General features: G+C 51.6%; 22 protein-coding genes. 10 read left to right on the forward strand and 12 right to left on the reverse strand.

What is annotated here, in order from left to right; genetic code table 11:
• Positions 1–25 precede the first annotated feature (25 nt).
• The 3 genes from EL216_RS10765 to EL216_RS10775 all read right to left on the reverse strand — a co-directional run bounded on the left by EL216_RS10765 (position 26) and on the right by EL216_RS10775 (position 2,748).
• Entirely contained in the window at positions 26–613 is a 588-nt protein-coding gene (locus EL216_RS10765; RefSeq protein WP_085390308.1) for a Csu type fimbrial protein, read from the reverse strand.
• Positions 614–1,132: 519 nt separating this feature from the next.
• Positions 1,133–1,975, reverse strand: a complete 843-nt coding sequence (locus EL216_RS10770; protein ID WP_085390309.1) for a segregation and condensation protein A — start codon at positions 1,973–1,975, stop codon at positions 1,133–1,135.
• On the reverse strand, positions 1,972–2,748 hold the full coding sequence (locus tag EL216_RS10775; RefSeq protein ID WP_085390310.1) for a tRNA threonylcarbamoyladenosine dehydratase: 777 nt from the start codon (positions 2,746–2,748) through the stop codon (positions 1,972–1,974). Before EL216_RS10775 ends, EL216_RS10770 begins: the two co-directional genes overlap by 4 nt.
• A 140-nt stretch (positions 2,749–2,888) precedes the next feature.
• Between EL216_RS10775 and EL216_RS10780 the strand changes: the two genes are divergently transcribed.
• The 6 genes from EL216_RS10780 (at position 2,889) to EL216_RS10805 (ending at position 10,199) form a co-directional block, all read left to right on the forward strand.
• Positions 2,889–3,353, forward strand: a complete 465-nt coding sequence (locus EL216_RS10780) for a universal stress protein (RefSeq protein WP_085390311.1) — start codon at positions 2,889–2,891, stop codon at positions 3,351–3,353.
• Between the two features lie 215 nt (positions 3,354–3,568).
• The gene (locus tag EL216_RS10785; RefSeq protein ID WP_085390312.1) at positions 3,569–4,099 is read left to right on the forward strand and encodes a cupin domain-containing protein; all 531 of its coding nucleotides are present in this window, start codon (positions 3,569–3,571) and stop codon (positions 4,097–4,099) included.
• A gap of 484 nt (positions 4,100–4,583) precedes the next feature.
• A complete protein-coding gene (locus tag EL216_RS10790; RefSeq protein ID WP_085390313.1) occupies positions 4,584–6,761 on the forward strand; it encodes a malate synthase G in 2,178 nt (725 codons plus the stop codon).
• 463 nt (positions 6,762–7,224) lie between these two features.
• Positions 7,225–7,902: a hypothetical protein gene (locus EL216_RS10795; protein WP_085390314.1), complete on the forward strand. Its 678-nt coding sequence runs from the start codon at positions 7,225–7,227 to the stop codon at positions 7,900–7,902.
• Positions 7,903–8,060: 158 nt separating this feature from the next.
• Entirely contained in the window at positions 8,061–8,921 is an 861-nt protein-coding gene (locus EL216_RS10800; RefSeq protein ID WP_085390315.1) for a phosphoribosylaminoimidazolesuccinocarboxamide synthase, read from the forward strand.
• Positions 8,922–9,077: 156 nt separating this feature from the next.
• Positions 9,078–10,199: an endonuclease/exonuclease/phosphatase family protein gene (locus EL216_RS10805; RefSeq protein ID WP_085390355.1), complete on the forward strand. Its 1,122-nt coding sequence runs from the start codon at positions 9,078–9,080 to the stop codon at positions 10,197–10,199.
• 408 nt (positions 10,200–10,607) lie between these two features.
• Here EL216_RS10805 and EL216_RS10810 read toward each other — a convergent pair whose 3' ends face one another.
• From EL216_RS10810 to rfbB, 8 genes are all read right to left on the reverse strand, one after another.
• Positions 10,608–11,666, reverse strand: a complete 1,059-nt coding sequence (locus EL216_RS10810) for an NAD(P)H-dependent flavin oxidoreductase (protein WP_085390316.1) — start codon at positions 11,664–11,666, stop codon at positions 10,608–10,610.
• A gap of 267 nt (positions 11,667–11,933) precedes the next feature.
• The gene (locus EL216_RS10815; RefSeq protein WP_085390317.1) at positions 11,934–12,824 is read right to left on the reverse strand and encodes an ABC transporter permease subunit; all 891 of its coding nucleotides are present in this window, start codon (positions 12,822–12,824) and stop codon (positions 11,934–11,936) included.
• Positions 12,824–13,801, reverse strand: a complete 978-nt coding sequence (locus EL216_RS10820) for an ABC transporter permease subunit (protein ID WP_085390318.1) — start codon at positions 13,799–13,801, stop codon at positions 12,824–12,826. The genes EL216_RS10815 and EL216_RS10820 overlap by 1 nt, the downstream gene beginning before the upstream one ends.
• 18 nt (positions 13,802–13,819) lie before the next feature.
• Entirely contained in the window at positions 13,820–14,944 is a 1,125-nt protein-coding gene (locus EL216_RS10825) for an ABC transporter ATP-binding protein (protein ID WP_085390356.1), read from the reverse strand.
• Positions 14,945–15,347: 403 nt separating this feature from the next.
• Positions 15,348–16,214, reverse strand: a complete 867-nt coding sequence (rfbD, locus tag EL216_RS10830) for a dTDP-4-dehydrorhamnose reductase (RefSeq protein WP_197720433.1) — start codon at positions 16,212–16,214, stop codon at positions 15,348–15,350.
• Positions 16,211–16,747 carry a dTDP-4-dehydrorhamnose 3,5-epimerase gene (gene rfbC, locus EL216_RS10835; protein WP_085390320.1) on the reverse strand — a complete coding sequence of 179 codons (537 nt, stop codon included), beginning with the start codon at positions 16,745–16,747 and terminating at the stop codon, positions 16,211–16,213. Before rfbC ends, rfbD begins: the two co-directional genes overlap by 4 nt.
• Positions 16,748–16,894: 147 nt before the next feature.
• The gene (rfbA, locus tag EL216_RS10840) at positions 16,895–17,761 is read right to left on the reverse strand and encodes a glucose-1-phosphate thymidylyltransferase RfbA (protein ID WP_085390321.1); all 867 of its coding nucleotides are present in this window, start codon (positions 17,759–17,761) and stop codon (positions 16,895–16,897) included.
• A gap of 37 nt (positions 17,762–17,798) precedes the next feature.
• Positions 17,799–18,875: a dTDP-glucose 4,6-dehydratase gene (gene rfbB / locus EL216_RS10845; protein WP_085390322.1), complete on the reverse strand. Its 1,077-nt coding sequence runs from the start codon at positions 18,873–18,875 to the stop codon at positions 17,799–17,801.
• A 264-nt stretch (positions 18,876–19,139) separates the two neighbouring features.
• On the opposite strand from rfbB, the gene EL216_RS10850 reads away from it, so the two are divergent.
• The 4 genes from EL216_RS10850 (at position 19,140) to EL216_RS10865 (ending at position 21,591) form a co-directional block, all read left to right on the forward strand.
• The gene (locus tag EL216_RS10850) at positions 19,140–19,730 is read left to right on the forward strand and encodes a LemA family protein (RefSeq protein WP_085390323.1); all 591 of its coding nucleotides are present in this window, start codon (positions 19,140–19,142) and stop codon (positions 19,728–19,730) included.
• A gap of 66 nt (positions 19,731–19,796) precedes the next feature.
• A complete protein-coding gene (locus tag EL216_RS10855) occupies positions 19,797–20,123 on the forward strand; it encodes a YnfA family protein (protein ID WP_172594899.1) in 327 nt (108 codons plus the stop codon).
• 59 nt (positions 20,124–20,182) lie between these two features.
• The gene (locus EL216_RS10860; RefSeq protein WP_085390324.1) at positions 20,183–21,079 is read left to right on the forward strand and encodes a TPM domain-containing protein; all 897 of its coding nucleotides are present in this window, start codon (positions 20,183–20,185) and stop codon (positions 21,077–21,079) included.
• Complete coding sequence (locus tag EL216_RS10865; RefSeq protein WP_085390325.1) at positions 21,079–21,591, forward strand: TPM domain-containing protein; 513 nt, start codon at positions 21,079–21,081, stop codon at positions 21,589–21,591. The genes EL216_RS10860 and EL216_RS10865 overlap by 1 nt, the downstream gene beginning before the upstream one ends.
• A 95-nt stretch (positions 21,592–21,686) precedes the next feature.
• Here EL216_RS10865 and accD read toward each other — a convergent pair whose 3' ends face one another.
• A complete protein-coding gene (gene accD, locus EL216_RS10870) occupies positions 21,687–22,556 on the reverse strand; it encodes an acetyl-CoA carboxylase, carboxyltransferase subunit beta (RefSeq protein WP_085390326.1) in 870 nt (289 codons plus the stop codon).
• Positions 22,557–22,568 lie beyond the last annotated feature (12 nt).

Consider the following 22,568-nt stretch of genomic DNA (forward strand, 5'->3'; position numbering starts at 1 on the left):
GTTTTGAGTTGATTTTTAGGTGGAATTAGTAATGAACAGTAACATTGACACGGTCGCTGTAACGGCCGGCAGTTTTATCTAATTCTGTACCGAGCACACGTCCATAGACAGGATGTTTGATTGTAGTAGCGATACCTTGACCAGAACCGCTTAAAGTATTGGATCCCTGCTGATTGCCCCACACCTCTCTACGGGCATTATCTTTATACAAGGTATAAGCAATTTGATCGCTTGCAGCAGCAGTACCGCCTAACCCTTTCATGTTACCAGCACCTGCATTGTCACTTGTGCTTTCAGGAGTTAATGCTATTTGATAAGGGGTTCCTTTAGAACAACGTACTTGAATACCTTCGTTGGAACCTGCAATACTTTGTTTATCGACCTCAGTTTTATGATTAGATGCATATTCTCCAAAGTTAATATCTGCACCAGCAGAAGGAGAGGAGTTTTCTAGACTAGGTGCGCCTCCTGTGCTGGTAGTTACTTCACAAACCGGCAAAATACGGATAGTGACGTGGAAATCAGCACTTTGAGTTGCAGCTATGGCTGCGCCTGAGCACAATGATGCGGCCATGATGGAAGTGAGGGTAGAAAGTTTTTTCACCGTATGCATGTTAAATTTTCCTTGTTATTTATTGGAATTTAAAATAATTAGATGTACTTGAGTTGACCTATGGCTATGAGAGACGGTCGTTACCGTTGTTTTCCCAAAAACAGTAATATGTTTTGACCTGCTCAAAATGATAGGCATCGTTGGGTACACCTGGATTAAAACCGCTTTTATCGTTTTCAGCCTTTTGAATCTTTAATTTACCCGTTAAAATATTCCAAATGGATAAAAATATAATAAAAACAGTTATTTATAAAGCCTCGCTATTATCATTTTATTTACAAAAAATATCAAATTGTTTACTGTTTCTTTCGTTTTTTTGTTGGAAGTTAGTTGCACCCTAAACATATAGATGAAGAGGCTTTGTTTTTGAAAGATGTCAAAGTGATGTGTCGATACGGCTGTCTTGATAAATCAAGACAGCCGTGTCGATAGATATTTCACATGCTTTAGCGGAGATTTTTCAACTGGCAGACTTAGCAGGCACGGTTTGAATATTGTTTGAATGCCCGCTTACTCAGTTTATTGATATTCAGATGATTCGGCTGTTTCCAGCTCGTCGTTTTTAACGTGTATTTCAATCTCGGCAAAATTCTCGGGCTGAATAATGCGTACCAAGCCTTCTTTTGCCAATTCCAGCAAAGCGATAAAGTTGACCACCACATAAGCGATGCCCTGTTCAGGATGGAACAGCTCGGAAAAACGGCATTGCCCGTGTTCGTTCAGGCGGCGCAAGATGCTGCTCATTTGGGCGCGCACCGAAATCGCTTCCTGTACCACGGCATGGCTGCGGGTATGTTTGGCGCGGGAAAGGATGTTCAGCCATGCTTGCGTGAGATCGGCAACGTGTACGTCGGGCAGTTTGGCTTCAACCGCGATTTCCAGCGGCAGGTAAGCCCATGCAAAATCGCGTCCGGCGCGGGGCAGGGCATCCAAACCGGCGGCGGCGAGCTTCATTTGTTCGTAAGCCAGCAGGCGGCGCACCAATTCGGCGCGCGGGTCGGCTTCTTCGCCTTCTTCGATGCCGGCCGGTTGCGGCAGCAGCAGGCGCGATTTAATTTCAATCAGCACCGCCGCCATCAGCAGATATTCCGCAGCCAAATCAAACTGATAAGCCTCCATTTGGGCGATATAGTGCAGATATTGCTCGGTGATTTTTATCATCGGAATATCCAGCACATCGATATTCTGCTTGCGGATCAGGTAAAGCAGCAAATCCAGCGGCCCTTGAAAGCTGTGTAGCACCACCTTGAGCGCATCGGGCGGGATAAACAAATCCTGCGGCACGTCGGTAACGGGCTGGCCGAAAATCCATGCGACGGCGTTTTCAGACGGCCTGTTGGTGTGTTCGGCTGTCGAAGTCATTTCCGATTACCTATATGGTCGATAGCTGCCTGCGCACAATACAGGCCGAATGATGCGGTAACCAACATGCTCGCGCCGTAACCCGCGCAGGACAATCCTTGCGGGGCGGCATCGGCGGCGCAGGCTTCGCCCGATTGCGGCGGGGTGATGTTTTCGGTGGAAAACACGCAGGGTACGTTCATTTTGGCTTTGGTGTCGCGGGAAAAGCCGTAGCGTTTGCGTAGGGTGTAGCGCAGGTTGGCGAGCAGCGGGTCGTGGGTTACGCGGCTCAAATCGGCCGTTTGAATCAGCGCGGGGTTTTTCTGTCCGCCGGCACCGCCGCTGAGGATAAAAGGTTGTTTATGTTGGACGAAATAGGCCGCCATTGCTGATTTTACGCGCACTTGGTCGATGGCGTCGATCACAAAATCGAAAGGCCGTCTGAACAGTTCGTCGAGGTTTTCTTCGGTAACGAAGTCTTCGATTTCGGTTACTTGGCAGGCGGGGTTGATTTGCAGGATACGTTCGTGCAGCGAGCTGACTTTGGCTTTGCCGAATTCGGAAGTCAGCGCGGGAAGCTGGCGGTTGACGTTGGATTCGGCCACGTTGTCCAAATCAATCAAGGTCAGACGGCCGATGCCGGTGCGTGCGAGTGCTTCTACCGCCCAAGAGCCGACACCGCCGACGCCCACCACGCACACATGCGCCCGACTGAAATGTTGCAGGGCTTTGGTGCCATACAGGCGGGCAATGCCGCCGAAGCGGCGTGAAGAGACGGAAGCGGGGCGGGACATAAACAGTGCCTTGTGATAAATCAAAATTCAACAAAAAAACGCTGGCAAAACAGCGCAGGAGTATTATACTGCAAGCTCATTAATGAATCACATTTCACACAACAGGCCGGTAGGTTCCGGTGATGGGAAAGGAGAAGACGATGTACAAACATTTAGTGGTTGCCGTTGACGGCAGTGCTACTGCGCTGAACGCTTTGCAGCATGCTTCCGAGTTGGCGCGGATGGGTAGTGCGCAACTGACTCTGGTACATGTGGCCAATCCTGCCGAATACATGGCGCTGGCTCCCGAATTCCTGCAACACGAAAGTTATGAAGCCGCCGCCATCGCGCAGGGTAACGAGGTGTTGGAATTTGCGGAAAAAAGCGCGAAGGAAAAAGGCGTTGCCAATGTAGCCAAGCATTTGCTGGTGGCTAATAAAGGCGCACGTGAAATGGCTCAGGACTTAGTAGATTACGCTGATGAGCAGGGTGCCGATCTTTTGGTGCTCGGCACGCACGGCCGTAGCGGTTTGATGCACCTTTTGATGGGCAGCTTTGCCGAAACCGTGATGCGCCAAAGCCATTTGCCGCTGTTAGTGATTCGCAGCGTATCCGAAGAAGAATAAGTTATCGTTTGAAATAAAAACGGGCCGTTTGGAAAATATCATTAGCATGTTTTCAGACGGCCTTTTTTAATGTTGTCTGATAAAAGCGTATCGAGGTTTGGAGTTTGTCTGAATCGAGAGGAGGGAAGTTGGTTTTCTGTATACAAACCAAGCTGCCGATGCGGTTCCGACAGGCTGCGGGCTTATTTTTCGTTGTGTTTTTTAAGGAAACTGCCATGAAGAAAGAAGCACTGTTTGTTGTGATTGCCGGGTTGTTGAGTGTTCATTTTGCCGTTGCCGCGCCGCCGACACCTACCCAAACGGATAAAACACCGGTGGATAGAAGCGTACAGGTTTATAAAAAAAGCAAGCTGATGCAGTGGAACCGCGAGAAAGCAGGCGGTGGCGAGGGGCCTTTGTTGGGTGAATTTGCCTATACGCGCCATCAAACAGACGATCAGGACGCGTTTAGGGAGGCCGGTTGGCTGACTTTGCCCAAGGGTGCATCCATCGGGCTGCATAAGCATATAGATAATGAAGACGTTTATATTATCGTGTCGGGAAAAGGGCTGTTTACCGATTCGAATAACAAAGAAACCCGCGTAGGGCCGGGAGATATTACGATTGCCCGTCCGGGACAGAGCCATGCTTTAAAAAATATAGGCAGCAAACCGTTGGTGTTTATCAATGTGGTTGCCCAGCGCGCACCTTCTGCGGTTAACCCTGCTGCAGGTAAAGTTGCACCGGTAAAAGAGCAGGCTAAGTAGTATTGTTTTGGGGAAAGATAGAGGCTGTCTGAAAAGTTTTCAGGCGGCCTCTTTTTATCAAGGGGGGGAGTGTTTAGCCGTAATATAAATATGTACTACAGATTACAATGGTTTTAGGCCGTCTTAATATTTGACGAATTTCATCCGGCCGGTGTTTGGTACTGCTGCAATTAAATTTTTGCGTGGTTGCCGGTTGTCATGCGAACAGACAGTGTTCGAAGGCATGGATTGTGATTTTGACCTTTATTCTGGCGGAGAATTTGATGTACATTGGCATGCAATTGCAATTTGTAAAGATCGAGGCCGTCTGAAAATGTAGTCGCGTGAAACCGATTGAGTAGAAAAACTTTTTTCAGACGGCCTCTTGCTGAAAAAGACGGTTTCCGGCTATGGATTATTCCTGCGATTAGTGGTATTTTCGCATTAACTTTGTCGACAATGCACAAAGTACAATCAGAAAAACATTCAATTCAGGAGAATCATCATGGCATACAACTACACCCAAGCCGCCGGTTTGCAGGTGGACAACCATCTCTATCAATTCATCGAAAACGAAGTGCTTGCCGAACACCCCAACGTGAAATCCGCCCAATTCTGGCAGGGCTTCACCGAGCTGGTGCAAAAGTTCGCCCCGCGCAACCGTGCCCTGCTGGAAAAACGCGACCAAATCCAAGCCAAAATCGACGCATGGCACAAGCAAAACGCCGGCGCGGTTAAAGATGAAGCCGCTTATCAGGCGTTTTTGAAAGAGTTGGGTTATTTGGTTGATGTGCCGTCCGAATTCAAAATTTCTACTCAAAATGTAGACCGCGAGCTTTCCGAGCAAGCAGGCCCGCAATTGGTGGTGCCGATTAACAATGCCCGCTACGCCCTGAACGCCGCCAACGCCCGCTGGGGCAGCCTGTATGACGCGCTTTACGGCACCGATGCCGTTGACCAAAGCGGCGACTTGGCACCCGGCAAAGGCTACAACCCCAAACGCGGCGATGCCGTGATTACGGCCGCCCGCGAATTTCTCGACAACAGCATTCCCCTTGCCAACGGCAGCCATAAAGACGTTATCGCCTACCAAGTAGCCGAAGGCCGTCTGAAAGCCACCTTGAAAGACGGCGGCGAGAGCGGTTTGGCCTCTCCCGAATTATTCGTCGGCTACAACGGCAGTGCCGACGCGCCCGCTTCCCTGCTGTTCCTGCACAACGGCCTGCACATCGACATCTTAATCGACAAAAACAGCGCCATCGGCAGCCAAGACCCGGCAGGCGTGAAAGACATCATCTTAGAAGCCGCCTTGAGCACCATTATGGACTGCGAAGACTCCGTAGCCGCTGTCGACGGCGAAGACAAAGCGCTGGTATACGCCAACTGGCTCGGCCTGATGAACGGCACGCTCACCGAAGAAGTGGAAAAAGGCGGCAAAACCTTTACCCGCAAACTCAATGCCGACCGCGAATACACCAAACCCGACGGCAGCGGCCAATTCAAACTGCCCGGCCGCTCGCTGCTGTTTATCCGTAACGTCGGCCACCTGATGACCACGCCCGCCGTACTCGATTCAGACGGCAACGAAATCCCCGAAGGCATTCTCGACGGCGTGATGACCGCCTTAATCGCCCCGTTCGACCTCAACCGCAGCGAAAACAAAAACAGCCGTTCCGGTTCCGTCTATATCGTAAAACCGAAAATGCACGGCCCCGAAGAAGTTGCCTTTGCCAACGAACTGTTCGCCGCGTTTGAAGACTTGGGCAAACTGCCGCGCAACACCCTGAAAATGGGCATTATGGACGAAGAGCGCCGCACCTCCGCCAACCTCGCCGCCTGTATCCAAGCCGCCAAAGACCGCGTGGTGTTTATCAACACCGGCTTCCTCGACCGCACTGGCGACGAAATGCACACCTCCATGCACGGCGGCGCGTTCATCCGCAAAGGCGACATGAAAGCCAGCAAATGGATCAACGCCTACGAATTAAGCAACGTCCAAACCGGCCTGCAATGCGGCTTGCGCGGCAAAGCCCAAATCGGTAAAGGCATGTGGGCCATGCCCGATTTGATGGCCGAAATGCTCAAGCAGAAAATCGGCCACCCCAAATCAGGTGCCACCACCGCTTGGGTGCCGTCGCCCACCGCAGCCACCCTGCACGCCACGCACTATCATCAAGTGAACGTGTTTGACGTGCAGCAGGGTTTGTTGGCGCAAGAGCCGAAAAACTACACCGACGACCTGCTCACCATTCCGTTCGCCGCCGAACGCAACTGGTCTGCCGCCGACATCCAGCAAGAATTGGACAACAACTGCCAAGGCATTCTCGGCTATGTGGTGCGTTGGGTAGAACAAGGCGTAGGCTGCTCGAAAGTGCCCGACATTCACAACGTCGGCCTGATGGAAGACCGCGCCACCCTGCGCATTTCCAGCCAACACATCGCCAACTGGCTGCTGCACGGCGTAGTCAGCGAAGCGCAAGTGCGCGAAACGTTGGAGCGCATGGCCGGCGTGGTGGACAAACAAAACGAAGGCGATGCGGCATACACGCCGATGGTCGGCCGTTTCGACACCTCCCCCGCCTTCCTCGCCGCCTGTGACTTGGTGTTTAAAGGCACGGAACAGCCGAACGGCTACACCGAACCGCTGCTGCACCGGTGGAGACGTGTTGCGAAGCTAAAATAGTAAACTGAATATAAAAATATATTTTTTAAAAAGCTATTTGAAGTTTTTTCAAGTGGCTTTTTTTTATGGGTTTAAATGACAACGGATGAATCTCGTGGGGTTGGTGAGGTATTTCAGGTGCACCTACTCCAACCTCTGCTGTTTAATAGTGAATAGTGCGATGAAAAACTTTCGCCATATCTTGAGAAGGTAGAAATAATCAGAATTAAATTGTTGAAAATACTATGATATTAGATTTTTTGATGGTGGGATGAATTTTCAATAACTATCGGTTTAGAGTTTTTATTTTATTATTTAAAAAACCGTTTATCATAAGAAAGTACCGTTCAATATGATAATTGGAAGAATGTAAGAACTTAAATTAGAATAATTATGCAAATTATTGTAAGCCTTAATGAATTCTTATGCTTACTATGAAATTTGTTGAAAATATATTTAAAACTTACATTTGGGAGTATCAATTATGAAAGATTTTTATTCCGGCTATCAAGCGGGAGCATCTTCGGATACAGCTTATGATTTTTGCTTCGAACCTGAAATAGATCCCGGTACATTGCCAGAACTGGATCCTTGCCCGTTGCCAGAACCTGAACTGGATTGCCCGCTGCCGGAGCCTCTGCCATTACCGGATCCGGATTGCCTGTTGCCAGAGCCTCTGCCATTACCAGATCCGGATTGCCTGATACCGGAACCCGAGCCGGATTGCCCGATTCCGGAACCCGAGCCGGATTGCCCGATTCCGGAACCCGAGCCGGATTGCCCGATTCCGGAGCCCGAGCCGGATTGCCCGATTCCGGAACCTGAGCCGGATTGCCCGATTCCGGAACCCGAGCCGGATTGTCCTGTACCGGAACCCTGCCCACCATGTCTGGAACCTGATTGGGGTTGGGATTGTGCCATCCCATATCATAATGTAGGTGCGGACTTGCAAAGTAACGGAAGTCAAGATAACGGTATCGTTATTAACGACCTATTTGCAGTAAACACACACAACATCGGAGATCTTGTTTTCACTGAAAGCAATACTACTTGGGATAATGTGGCCGCTGATTTTACTGCAGGTGGTTACGGCGTTGACAGCGGTTATGCCGCCGGCCAAGATCAAATCCAACAACAAACTCAAAATCAGGGCATTATCTGATAAATTAGAGTGGTGAATGATTGAACAAAGGCCGTCTGAAAATCATGTTTTCAGACGGCCTTTTTTCCTTCGTTTTGTAAACAATCCGCATCCGATACAAGAATTCGGCTAAAATAATAGCTTTCGCAAATACCGCTTAAATTCACAAAGAGAAAGCCATGTCAGACATCAGCCTGAAGAAAATCTATTCCGGTAAAGTCCGTGATTTATACGAAATCGACAACCGGCGCATGTTGATAGTTGCATCCGACCGCCTTTCCGCATTCGACGTAATTCTCAGTAATCCCATTCCCGGCAAGGGCGAAATCCTTACCCATATCTCAAACTTTTGGTTTAAAAAGCTTGCCCACATCATGCCCAACCACTTTACCGGCGACACCGTGTACGACGTTTTGCCCGAAGCCGAAGCTAAAGCATTGGAAAACCGTGCCGTCGTTGCCAAAAAACTCACGCCAGTGAAAGTGGAAGCCATCGTACGCGGCTATCTGGCCGGCAGCGGTTGGAAAGATTATTGCAAAACCGGTACAGTATGCGGCATTAAATTGCCCGAAGGCATGCAGGAGGCGCAGCAATTGCCCGAAGTGATTTTTACCCCGTCTACCAAAGCGGCGGTTGGCGATCACGATGAAAACATCAGCTTTGAAGAGTGCGAAAACATTATCGGCAAACAGCTTGCCGCCGAAGTGCGAAGCAAGGCCATCCGGCTTTACGGTGAAGCGGCAGCATACGCCAAAACCCGCGGCATCATCATCTGCGACACCAAATTTGAATTCGGCTTGGATGAAAACGGTACGTTGACCTTGATGGATGAAGTGCTTACGCCTGATTCCAGCCGTTTCTGGCCGGCAGACCAATACCGGGTAGGAACCAACCCGCCGTCGTTCGACAAGCAGTTCGTACGCGACTGGCTGGAGCAAAGCGGCTGGAACAAACAGGCTCCCGCGCCTAAAGTGCCCGACGATGTGATCCGCAAAACCGTTGAAAAATATCAGGAAGCATTAAATCTACTGACTCGGTGATAATTGGAGTTTGTTACTTCCGATACATCGAGAGGCCGTCTGAAAACCTGCAAACGAGGGTTTTCAGACGGCCTCTCTTGCAGGATATATGTTATATTCGATGCATTGCCGACGGATTATGCCGTTTATTACCAACAATTCATTGATATTTTAACCATGCCGGATTTTACTGTTACCGACTGGCTGTTGTTCGTTTTATTGTCCTTGCCGATATTGGCGACTCTGCTGCCGTTGATTAACCATAACCACTGGGCGTTCCGTATTTTCGATTTTCCGCGCCTGCAAATTGCCGCATTCAGTTTACTGTGCGTGGTTTTGAATTATGCTTTTCAGGCCAACAACCATCCGGCGTTCGTTGCGTTCGAAATCCTCAACATTCTCTGCTTTCTCTATCAATTGAAAGAAATTGCCGCCTACACGCGTTTAAGCAGGCCGGAAGTGATACGTTACCGAGGCGAAGACGACAACCGCACCGTGTCGCTGATTACCGGCAACGTGTTGACCAGCAACCGCCGTGCCGATTTACTGTTGGCACAAGTGCGGCAATACCGCCCGGATGTGGTGTTGGCTTTGGAAAGCGACGAATGGTGGGAAGAACAGCTTGCACCATTGGAATATGAATACGGTTACGGATACACGGTGAAGATTCCGCTTGATAACCTCTACGGCATGCATTTATACAGCCGCCTGCCGTTACGCAATGTCGAAATACGCCATTGGGTGGCCGAAGATATTCCGTCGATTGTCGCCGAAATGCAGTTGCATTCGGGAGAATGGATACGTATTTACTGCCTGCATCCGATGCCGCCCAGCCCCACCGAGGCCGACACTTCTACCGACAGAGATGCCGAATTATTGCTGGTCGGTAAGGAGATTGCCAAAAACAATCATTCCGTGTTGGTATTCGGTGATTTGAATGATGTGGCTTGGTCGCGTACATCGCGTTTGTTCCAGCAGATTAGCGGCCTGCTCGATCCGCGCAAAGGGCGTGGTTTGTACAATACCTTCCATGCCGAATATCCGCTGCTGCGTTGGCCGCTAGACCATATTTTCCATAGCAGCGATTTCATGATGAGCGAAATCAAAGTGCTGCCTTATATCGGTTCCGACCATTTCCCCGTATATGGGAAATTCCAGTTCTCGCCGCATGCCGAAGCCGTGCAGGAAAAAGAAGAAGCGGATGCGGAGGAGAAGCGGGAAGCAGAGGAGAAAATTGCCGAAGCCGAGCCGATTAAAGAAGTGGTGGAAGAAAAATATAACGGCAAAAGCGGAGAATAAGAAAAAGACACGACTGCGGGAATGGTTTTGCCGCCGTATTCGAAAGACAGTTAAAGAGGCCGTCTGAAAAAATTTTTCAGACGGCCTCTTTGTTGTCGTACACACTTTATCTATACATTCTATCCATAGCAAATGAACTTTATTTCCACTACGGCGTTGTTGCGCTTTAGTTTAAAGAGAATGATTTTGTAAGCTGCCGAGCGGCAACGGAATCGGTTCCGTATTATTTGTATAGTCTACGGCTTGCCACGTTGTATCAAAAATAAGTTTATTTGCTATATGAAAAATAGCAAAAATATCGCCGCAACCATCAAACTTGATATCTCATGCCACGTCTCCCTCGTTTTAATGTGCAGATAATGATTGCGGGTTGCTGAAACAGGCATAATTTGCCGCTTGTTATGAAATTTACGCCTCGCAGTGATAACTGCCAAACGCATCCGCCAAGCTATTGATAATTTCTCTCGTGCTGCCGGTTTGGGCAAGCGGTGCGTTTTGTCCTGCCCATAATGAGGAGAATTCATCGGATCCTTGCGCTTCGGCGGCTGCCTTTAGAGGTGCGGATGCGGATTGGGCGAGCGGGAAAGGCGGTGCGGCATCGCTGACGGGGCCTGCTTCGCGGATAAAGCGGTTCACGATACCGCGGGCAAAGCCGCCGCTGAACAGATTGGTTAACACGGTATCGGCAGCCCGTTCGCTTTGCAGGGCTTTGCGGTGGAGTGCGGAGGTATCGGCTTCGTCTGCCAACATCAGAGCCGTGCCGATTTGGATACTGGCGGCACCCAAAGCACGCGCCGCCCGTGCGGTGGCTGCATCGCTGATACCGCCGGCAGCCACAACCGGCACATTCACCGCGGCACGGATTTGCGGCAACAGGCTGAATAATCCTTGTTGGCGGTTTACGTCGCGGCTGAGGAACATGCCCCGATGCCCGCCTGCTTCAAACCTTGCGCAATAACGATGTCTGTGCCGTGCGCTTCCAGCCAACAGGCTTCTTCGACGGTGGTGGCGCTTGGCACCGCTGCTTTTTACTTTGTCTAACAAGGCTTGTTCCGGCAGGCCGAAATGAAAACTGACCACAGGCGGGCGGTACCGCATCACGATTTCCGCCTGCTCTTCGCCAAACGGCTGTCGGCCGCCGCGTTGCAGTACGTCTTGTTCCGACAAGCCGAATTCACGGTAAAACGGCGCGAGTGCGGCAAGCCATTTTACCTGTTGCACTGCGTCCGCTTCAGGTTGGCGGTGGGCGAAAAAGTTGATGTTGAACGGTCGGTCGGTGTGTCGGCGGATTGTTTCTATTTCGGCGCACAGTTTTTCAGACGGCAGCATGGCAGCAGGCAATGAACCCAATGCTCCCGCTTGGCAGGCGGCAATCGTCAGTTTGCTGCTTTGAACGCCGGCCATCGGTGCTTGGATAACCGGCAGGCGGGTACGGATAAGGCCGAGTAGTTTGGTAACAGGGCTCATGATTTTTCCTTTGCGACGGATTGTGGCCGTCTGAAAAGATTCAGACGGCAGGCTGTTATATTCGCGATATAGTCAATCAATTTAACTTTTACTACGGCGTTACTGCCTCGTCGTACTACCTGTACTGCCTGCAGCTTGCTGCCTTGTAAAAATGCGTTGATTGATTATATCGGCAAATCCGGCCATCAGTATGAGCGTTTAGGCCGCATAAAGCAGGCAAATTCAGGCAAAAAAACAGGCTGCCGTTTAACGGGCAGCCGGTTGTGATTAACGGCCTACATTTTCTAATGCCAGCTTCTCTTGGCGGTAGGCTTCGGCAGCTTCGCGTTCGCGTTTGGTGGCTTGGCGCATCATGTAGTAGTTGATGGCAATCACCAATGTGCCGACGATGGTAATCATAATGGTTGCCAGCACGTTCATCTGCGGGTCGAGACCGAGTTTGATTTTCGAGAAAATCACCTGTGGCAGGGTGGAGGAACCCGGGCCTGACAGGAACGAAGTAATTACCAAATCATCCAGCGACAAGGTAATGCCGAGCAGGAAGCCTGAAGCGATTGCCGGAGCAATCAGCGGCAGGGTAATTACGAAAAAGATTTTCAACGGTCGTGCGCCCAAATCCATGGCAGCTTCTTCGAGCGATTGGTCGAGCTCTACCAGCCGCGAACGGATAATCACGGTAATGTAGGCCATGCACAATGTGGTGTGGCCCAGAAAAATCGTGAAGAACCCGCGGTCGAAATAAAGCCAGCTCAATAATTCGCTGCTTTGCAGAAACATTTGCACCTGAATAATCAGAAGCAGCATCGACAAACCGGTAATCACATCGGGCATCACCATCGGCGCGGACACCATGCCGGCAAACAGTGTGCTGCCGCGGAAACGCTTGATACGCGCCAGAGCATAACCGGCCAGCGTGCCCAGCGTTACCGCCGCCAACGAAGACACCACGGCAATGCGCAATGACAGCCATGCCGCTTCGAGAATCGTGCTGTTGTTAGCCAATGCGCCGTACCATTTGGTGGAAAACCCGCCCCAAACCGTTACCAGTTTCGATTCGTTGAAAGAATAAATAATCAAAATAACCAGCGGGATATACAGAAAGGCCAAGCCCAGCACCAGCATCATTTTGAGAAACCAAGAAAGTTTGTATTTGGACATTATCTGGCTCCTTCTTCGATTTCACGATTTTCATAGTGGTGGAAGAGAGTGATCGGAATAACCAGCAGAATCACCATAATCACGGCAATGGCGGAAGCCAGCGGCCAGTTGTTTTGGTCGAAGAATGCCTGCCACAATACTTTACCGATCATCAAGTTATCGGAACCGCCTACCAGCTCGGGAATCACAAATTCGCCGACCGCCGGTACGAAAACCAGCATCGAACCTGCGATGATGCCGGTTTTCGATAAAGGCAGTGTAATTGAGAAAAACGCCTTAATCGGGCCGGCACCCAAGTCAGAAGCCGCTTCAAGCAATCTGCCGTCCAGTTTGACCAGTTGGGTATAGAGCGGCAGAATCATAAACGGCAGATAAGCGTAAACCATCACCAGATTCAATGAAAAGGCATTGTAAAAGAGATCTAACGGTTGGCTGATGATGCCGTATTTCAACAGGTAGTTGTTGATAATGCCGTTGTGTCCGAGTAACCCCATCCATGCGTAAACACGCAGTAGAAACGATGTCCAGAAAGGCAGCATGATTGCCAGCAGCAAGCCGTTGCGGATAGACGGGTTGGCACGAGAGATGGCGTAGGCAATCGGGTAGCCGAGCATCAGGCAGATAAGCGTGGTGGTCAGCGCGGTTTTAATCGACAGCCAGTAAGTGAGCAGGTAGATATTGTTGCCGTTGCCGTCTGAAAACGGATTCAACATTTGGCCCAAACTTCTCCAGAAATTTTGGAAAATATCGGCATAGTTTTGGTAATTCAATGCGATATTCAGACGGCCTAAGTCGGGATCGGTGGTAATCAGCGGCGAATAGGGTGGGATGGCCAGCTCTTGTTCGGCAAAGCTGATTTTCAGCACGATCGCAAACGGAATCAGAAACAGCACCAGCAGCCAGATATAAGGCACGGCAATTACCGCCCGCTGTCCGGGGCGGCGCAGAAGCTTGCGTTTAAGCGTTTTCAGTTTCATTGCGGTTATCCTTACGGCTTAACTGAACAGCGGGATGGGCTGGTTTTCGGGCCAGCTTACATATACGGTTTCGTCCCAAGTCGGCGGGGTAAGGTTGCGTACATGCCAGTAAGGGGCGGGTACTTGGCTCTTAATCACTCGGCCGTTGGCCAATTGAACGTGGTAAATGGCAAAGCTGCCCAGATAGGCAATTTCTTTAACCGTGCCTTGCTCCCAGTTGAAATCGCCCAGGTCTTCAGGTTTTTCTTTATGCAGGTCAATATCCTCCGGGCGGATGCTGACCCATAGATTTTGTTCGGCACGGCCGCCTAAGCCGTGATCGATGCGTACTTTGTTGGCCAGTTCGGAGCATTCGACGATGGAGTAGTCTGCTTGGTCTTCCAGCACGGTGCCTTCAAAGATGTTGGTTTCGCCGATGAACTCGGCGGTGAAGCGGCTATTGGGGAAGTCGTAAACATCGCTCGGCGTGCCAACTTGCTGCAATTGGCCTTCCGACATAATCGCCACGCGGGTAGCCATGGTCATGGCTTCTTCTTGGTCGTGCGTTACCATAATGCAGGTTACGCCCACCTGCTCCAGCGTGTTGACCAATTCGAGTTGGGTTTGCTGGCGCAGTTTTTTATCGAGCGCACCCAGAGGTTCGTCAAGCAAAAGGATTTTCGGGCGTTTGGCCAAGCTGCGGGCCAAGGCCACGCGTTGCTGTTGGCCGCCTGAAAGTTGGTGCGGTTTGCGTTTGGCAAATTTGCTCATCTGCACCAGACGCAGCATTTCTTCCACGCGCTCGATGATTTCGTCTTTGGGCATTTTGTCTTGCTTGAGACCGAAGGCGATGTTTTGTTCCACCGTCATATGCGGGAAAAGCGCGTAGCTTTGGAACATCATGTTGATCGGACGCTCATAGGGGGCGAGTTTGGTAATGTCCTGTCCGTCGAGGATGATTTTGCCTTGATTGGGCGTTTCCATGCCCGCCAGCATGCGCAACAGCGTGGATTTGCCGCTGCCCGAGCTGCCCAAAAGGGCGAAGATTTCATGTTTTTCAATATCTAAGTCGATGTGATCGACAGCGTAATTGTCACCAAACTTTTTTACCAAGCCTTGTATTTGCAGATAGGGTTGGATAGTAGACGCAGGGGTTGCGTTCATAATGGCAATACTCCAGTTAATAACGAGTACCGGCAAAACGGATTTTCGCGGGGTGATAAAAAGCTGTTTGATTGCTGGTTTAAAGAGCGCACGGGCAGCATGAAAAATTTCTCAGGGCTGTGAGAAACCGGTGAAGGTTGCCGACAGCCCTGTTGTGAGCTCGTTATTATATTAGTCCATGTCTTGAAGGGGCAATATAAAATTGGATTTGAAGGTACATTGGGGGGAATGTGTGCGGCAAGGGCAACATAAAAAGGAAGGGGCGGGCATTGAAGCGTCGGATCGCGGTGCATGTGTCGTGCAGATACCGAGGGTACAACTTATCTTCATGAATTTTCAATATAAACACAGGCCGTCTGAAAACATATTTCAGACGGCCTGTGTTTATAACGAAAGCCGGTGGTCAGGAGAGCAGCTTGGCGATAACGTTGGCCAAAGATTTTTGCCAATCGGCGGGGGTAATGCCTAATTCGCTGCGGATTTTATGGCAATCGAGCACGCTGTATGCAGGGCGGAGAACGGATGCGCAGTGCTCTTCCGAGGAAACGGCTTGTAATACCGGCGCTTTAAAAGGGGAATGACCGGCAGAGGCCGTCTGAAAAATGCTGTGGGCGAAATCATACCAGCTTACGGGACGGTTGTTGCAATAGTGGTAGATGCCGCGCGGGAAGGCGGGTTTGCCGAGGATGTCAATGAGGGTTTGCGCCAGATCACCCGCATAGGTGGGGCAGCCGGTTTGATCGTCAACGACGGATAACGATTTTTTTTCGGCGGCAAAGGCAAGCATGGTTTTGACGAAATTGTTGCCGTATTCGCTGAATATCCATGAAGTGCGGACAATCAGGCTGTCGGGGTTGGCAGCGAGGGCAAGGAGTTCGCCGGCCAGTTTGGATTGGCCGTAGGCGTTTACCGGATCGGGCAGGGCGTTTTCTTGGTAGGGGGTTTTGCTTTTTCCGTCGAATACATAATCGGTGGAAATGTGGATGAAACGGGCTTTAACCGCATGGGCGGCGGCGGCGAGATTGTGCACGGCGCTGCCGTTGACGGCAAATGCCGTGCCGCGTTCGCGTTCGGCTTTTTCAACCGCCGTATAGGCGGCGGCATTGAGAATGGCATCGGGTTGGAAACTTTTGGCCATATTCAATACGGCTTCTGCGTCGGTAATGTCGAGCGTGGCGGAATCGGCTGCGATCAGCTCCCAGTTTTCGGGCAGGCGGTCTTTGAAACAGCGTCCGAGCTGGCCTTTGGAACCGGTTAGTAAGATTCTCATTTGTATAGTTCCTCCAGAGTTTTTCCTTGTCGGTCTTTGGCTGACAAAAGAGGATGGCTTACCGGCCAGTCGATGCCGACTGCGGGGTCGTTCCAGATCAGGCAGCCTTCGGCCTTGGGGTTATAAAAATCGGTGCATTTGTATTCGACATCGGCCACATCGCTCAAAACGGCGAAGCCGTGGGCGAAGCCGGGGGGAATCCAGCATTGTATTTGGTTGTCGTCATTGAGAACAATGCTTGTCCACCGGCCGAATGTGGACGAATGCGGGCGGATGTCGACCGCCACGTCGAATATTTCGCCGCGCACGCAACGTACCAGTTTGCCTTGCGGGTTTTCGGTTTGGAAGTGTAGGCCGCGCAATACGTTTTTGTAGGAGCGGGAATAGTTGTCTTGCACAAAATCCAAGTCGATGCCGAGCATTTCACTGTAGCGGTTTTTTTCGAAGGTTTCCATAAAAAAGCCGCGGTCGTCGTTGAATAGGGTCGGGCGGATGATTTTAACGTCGGCGATATCGGTATCGGCAATCTGCATGTCGGTGTCGGGAAGGTATGTTCAGACGGCCTGTGCATTATAAAGCAACTGTCGGGCGGTCTGACAAACTTAATCATTATAAAACATGACCATTACGGCGGTCGGGCTTGTTGCGGTTGTAACGGGGCGGGCGGGTGTTGCCGAAGCTCAGTTGTCCAACAGGCGCTGCAAATACCGGCCGTAACCGGTTTGTGCCAGCGGCTTGATGTGTTCGGCCAGCGTTTCTTTGTCGAGCCAGCCTTTGTTGAAGGCGATTTCTTCCAAGCAGGCTATCTTCAAGCCTTGCCGCTTTTCGATGGTGTGGACGAAATGGGAGGCTTCGAGCAGGCTGTCGTGGGTGCCGGTGTCGAGCCATGCGAAGCCGCGGCCCAAGAGTTCTACGTTCAGACGGCCTGTTTCCAGATACATTCGGTTGATGTCGGTAATTTCCAATTCTCCGCGTGCGGACGGTTTGATTTGTGCGGCCATTTCCACCACGTCGTTATCGTAGAAATACAGACCGGTAACGGCGTAATGCGATTTGGGGTGTTGCGGTTTTTCCTCGATGGAAACGGCTTTGAAGTTGTTGTCGAATTCGACCACGCCGAAGCGTGCGGGGTCCGACACTTGGTAGGCAAATACGGTGGCACCGTTGCGGCGCGCGGCGGCGTGTTCGAGTTTGCGGCTGAAGCCCTCGCCGAAATAGATGTTGTCGCCGAGAATCAGGCACACGTTGTCGTTGCCGATAAAGGATTTTCCGATTAAAAACGCCTGCGCCAAACCGTCCGGGTCGGGTTGGGCGGCATAGCTGAGATTGATGCCGAAATTACCACCGTCGCCGAGCAGGCGTTGATAGCTGCCCATGTCTTCGGGCGTGGTGATTATCAGAATGTCGCGGATGCCGGCAAGCATCAGTACGGAAAGCGGGTAATAAATCATCGGCTTGTCGTACACGGGCAGAAGCTGTTTGGATACGCCGCGGGTAACGGGATAAAGCCGGGTGCCGGTGCCGCCGGCGAGAACGATGCCTTTCATAAGCATGCCTTTGATCGTGGGTTTTCAGAGGGCCTCTTCACTGAGCCGCAAGGGTGCGGTAGGAGCCGTTTAAGACGGCCTGCCACCAGTGTTCATTGTTCAAATACCATTCTATGGTTTTACGCAACCCGCTTTCAAAGTTTTCTTGCGGTCGCCAGCCTAAATCGCGGGTGATTTTCGAGGCATCGGTGGCGTAGCGGACATCATGGCCGGGGCGGTCGGCAACGTGGGTAATCAGTTCGGTATAAGATTGCAGGTGGCGGGCTGCAGGGTTTTGCTCGGTCGGTCGGATTTCGTCGAGGACGGCGCAAATGGTGCGGACGACATCGATATTCCGCCGCTCGGCATTGCCGCCGATATTGTAGGTTGCGCCGTTCGGGGCACGGGTAAATACCGACCACAATGCGCGGACATGGTCGTCTACATACAGCCAGTCGCGGATTTGCCTGCCTTCGCCGTAAACCGGCAGCGGTTTGGCGGCAAGGCAGTTCAGAATCATCAGCGGAATCAGTTTTTCTGGAAACTGGCAGGGGCCGTAGTTGTTGGTGCAGTTGGTCAGCACAATGGGCAGGCCGTAAGTGCGGTGCCATGCGCGGACAAGATGATCGCTCGAGGCTTTGCTGGCGGAATAGGGGCTGCTGGGGGCGTAGGCGGTGGTTTCGGTGAAGAGGCCGTCTGAATCTTGCAGATCGCCGTAAACTTCGTCGGTGGAAACATGATGGAAACGGAAGGTTCGCTTGGTTTCGCCGTTTAGCGTTTGCAGGTAGTTGCGGGCGGCTTCGAGCAGGGTATAGGTGCCGACGATGTTGGTTTCGATGAAGTCGGCGGGGCTGCCGATGCTGCGGTCGACATGGCTTTCGGCGGCCAGATGGATGATGCCGCACGGCTGGTGCTCGGCAAAAAGTTTGTCCAGCGCGGCGCGGTTGCAGATGTCGGTACGGGCAAAACAATAGCGGGGGTTTGCGGCAACGCCGGCGAGCGATTGCAGGTTTCCGGCGTAGGTGAGTTTGTCGATGTTGACGATACGCACGCCGGTATGCCCGATCAGGTAGCGGATGAGTGAGGAGCCGATGAAACCTGCGCCGCCGGTGATAAATAAGGTATTGTTTTGCATGAATAATAATGATAGTGAATGTAATGAAATGTAATTGTATAGGCGTGTTGGGAAAAAATATAGCCGTTGTTTGTCTTAATCCACATATGGGCGGAGTTGTTTTTGGTTATACTCTCAGCCCTGAGGTCTGGATAAAACAGTCTGCCGTACAACTTGAAGCACAGTTGTTCCCAGAGAGCTTAACCGGTGTTTTCAGACGGCCTCGCTTGCTCTCAAGGCCGTCTGAAAGCCTTCATTGACTTTAATTAACGACGGAGTAGTCCTATGCTGAAAAAATGGCTGGCCATTTTGGCCGTATTTACTTCTTTATTTGCTCTGAGCGGCTGCGGCTACAACACCATGCAGACACAGGACGAAGCGGCCAATGCGGCTTGGTCCGAAGTGCTGAACCAATACCAGCGCCGTGCGGATTTGATTCCGAATCTGGTTAACACCGTCAAAGGTTATGCCAAGCACGAGGAAAAAGTGCTGACCGATGTAACCAACGCACGCAGCAAAGTGGGCAGCATCCAGATGACGGCGGAAGATGCAACCGACGAAGCCAAATTGAAACAATATGCTCAGGCGCAAGGGGAATTAAGCAGTGCGTTGTCACGTTTATTAGTAGTGGCGGAAAACTATCCGCAGTTGAAAGCCGACCAGAATTTCCGTGATTTGCAGGCGCAGTTGGAAGGCACTGAAAACCGCGTAACATTCGCACGCAACAACTACATCAAAGCGGTGCAAACTTATAACACCACTTTGCGCCAGTTCCCGCAAAACATCACGGCCAAAATTTTCGGCATGAAGGCCCGTCCGCAATTTACCGTTGAGAATGAAAAAGCTGTTTCCACCGCACCTAAAGTAGAGTTTTAATCAGGGTTTTCAGACGGCCTCATGTTTCAAAAGGCCGTCTGAAATACTTCTTCCGCCTGTCCTGTTATGTTGAAAACGTTATTGCTGTTTGCCGCCACCGCTTTGGCGGAGATTGTCGGCTGTTACCTGCCTTATGTTTGGTTGCGGCAGAACGGATCGCCGTGGCTGCTGCTGCCGGCTGCATTGAGTTTGGCCGTATTTGCATGGCTGCTTACTTTGCACCCGACTGCCAGCGGGCGTGTTTATGCCGCTTACGGCGGTGTGTATATCAGTACGGCCTTGCTGTGGCTGTGGGCGGTAGACGGCGTGAAGCCGCAAATCACCGATTGGATAGGCGTAGCCCTGTGCCTGAGCGGAATGGCAGTGATTATGGCAGGAGCGCGGCAGGGTTGAGCCGTGCCGTGCCGGATCCGTACAGGCCGTCTGAAACTTGAAATCGAAAAAGGAAGCCCATGCAATCCGCAATACAACGCTTCGGTATGTTTCTCGCCATGATGTTGGCGAGCGTATGGCTGTTTGCGGCCGACCTTACCCCCGTGCCGCCACTGACCGCTCCCGTGATGGATACGGCGGAAATGATGCAGCCCGCCGCACGGGAAGAGTTGAACGCACATCTGTTGCAGTACAGCCGCGAAAAAGGCAGCCAGATTGTTGTGCTTACCGTGCCGACCATCAATCCTGAAACGCCGTTTGATTATGCCGCCCGCGTGATGGAAGCATGGAAACTCGGGCGTAAAGACATCAGCGATGGCGTGTTGCTGCTTTTGGTGCGCGACGAACGCAAAAGCCATCTTGCCGTCGGCCGTGGTTTGGAAGGCGCTATTCCGGATGTGTACGCCAAAAGGATTTTGGAGGATGTGCTGCGGCCTTACCTGCGTGCCGGCGAACCTGACAAAGGTATAGCGGTAGCCGTAGCCCAAATTGAAAAACTGATTGCAGGCGAACCGCTTCCCGAGGTAAACCCGATCGACCGATATGCCGACGACAGCGGCGACGGTTGGATAATGCTGCTGATATTGCCGGTTTTCGCCGGCGGTTTTTTCAGAACGATTTTCGGGCGGGCATTCGGCAGTCTGATTACCGGCGGGTTGACATTCTTTGCTGGGTGGGTGTTGGGTTTCGGATTGATTGTGGCGGTGCTGGCGGCATTGGTTGGCACGGTAATTGCATTTGCGGTGGGTAGCGGTGCATTTATTTCCGGCGGCGGAAGCGGTCGGGGCGGCGGTTTCGGAGGCGGCTTTGGTGGTGGTTCGGGTGGTTGGAGCAGCGGTGGCGGTTTCGGAGGGGGCGGCGGCTTCAGCGGCGGAGGAGGCAGTTTCGGCGGCGGCGGTGCGTCAGGAGGATGGTAATGGAGCAAAACAGATTCAAACGGCTATGGCAGCATTGGCTTTGCCCGCGTTTTCGTGTGGAGCGTTATTTTCCCACGGCCGACCTGCAACGCATCAGCAGCGAAATAGGGCGTTCCGAGCAAAACCATCAAGGTCAGATACGCTTCGTGATCGAGTCGCGCTATCCGAGCAGCGCCGTGTTAGGCGGTTTGGATACCCGTACCCGTGCGTGGCAATGGTTCGGCGAACTTGGTGTGTGGGATACGGAAATGAACAGCGGCGTGTTGGTGTATATATCGTTTGCCGACCACGCAGTCGAAATTGTGGCCGACAGGGGCATCGCCGGAAAAGTCGGTACGGAAGCATGGCAGCATGTTTGCGAAACCATGCGCGAAGCCTTTAAAAACGGGGTATTCGTTGCCGGCTTGGAGAGCGGTTTGCGGGAAGTGAATACCATTCTTTCCCGACATCTGCCGCGTGATCCTTGCGACGGAGCGGTGGATGAATTGCCGAACGAGGTGGTGTTGCGATAAATGTAAGCCTGTTTTGATAGACTCAAATTAAACAGAGGCCGTCTGAAAAAACTTTTCAGACGGCCTCTGTTTATATTGGTATTGGGGGAGAATATTTAAGCTGCGCTTACTGCATCCTGACGGCGCAACAAAGTAATCAGATTGCTAATGCGCTGTTTCATTTCGCGGCGGTCGACGATTTGGTCAATCGCCCCTTTTTCCAGCAGAAACTCGGCACGTTGGAAGCCTTCGGGCAAGGTTTCGCGCACGGTTTGCTCAATCACGCGCGGGCCTGCGAAACCGATCAAGGCATTGGGTTCGGCCAATACGATGTCGCCTAAGAAAGCGAAACTGGCTGATACCCCTCCCATCGTCGGGTCGGTCAGCACGGAGATAAACGGCAGGTGTTTTTCGGAAAGCAGATGCAGCGACGCGCTGGTTTTGGTCATCTGCATCAGGGAATTCAAACCTTCCTGCATGCGCGCACCGCCCGAAGCCGATACGCATACGAAAGCGCAGTTGTCGGCAACGGCGCGGCGCACGCCCTGTACGAAACGCTCGCCCACAACCGACCCCATCGAACCGCCGATAAAACGGAATTCGAATGAAGCCACAACCACAGGCAGGCCGTTCATAGTACCTTTCATAACCACCAACGCATCGTCTTCGCCGGTGGTTTTACGTGCGGCAGAGAGGCGGTCGGGATATTTTTTGCTGTCTTTGAATTTCAGAATGTCGGTGGGTTTGACTTGCATACCGATTTCTTCACGGCCGCTTTCATCCAACAACATGTTCAAACGGTCGCGGGCGGATAAAGGATTGTGATGGTTACACTTGGGGCATACTTGCAGGTTTTGCTGCAAATCAGTTGCATAAAGGGTGGCCGAGCAAGAAGGGCATTTGTGCCAAAGGCCTTCAGGGATACCCGAAGCATTTTTATCTGCACGTTTGATTTTCGGGGGTAAGATTTTGTCTAACCAGCTCATGGTAGCTCCTTG

This window comes from Neisseria animaloris (assembly GCF_900637855.1).
GTDB classification, from domain to species: domain Bacteria; phylum Pseudomonadota; class Gammaproteobacteria; order Burkholderiales; family Neisseriaceae; genus Neisseria; species Neisseria animaloris.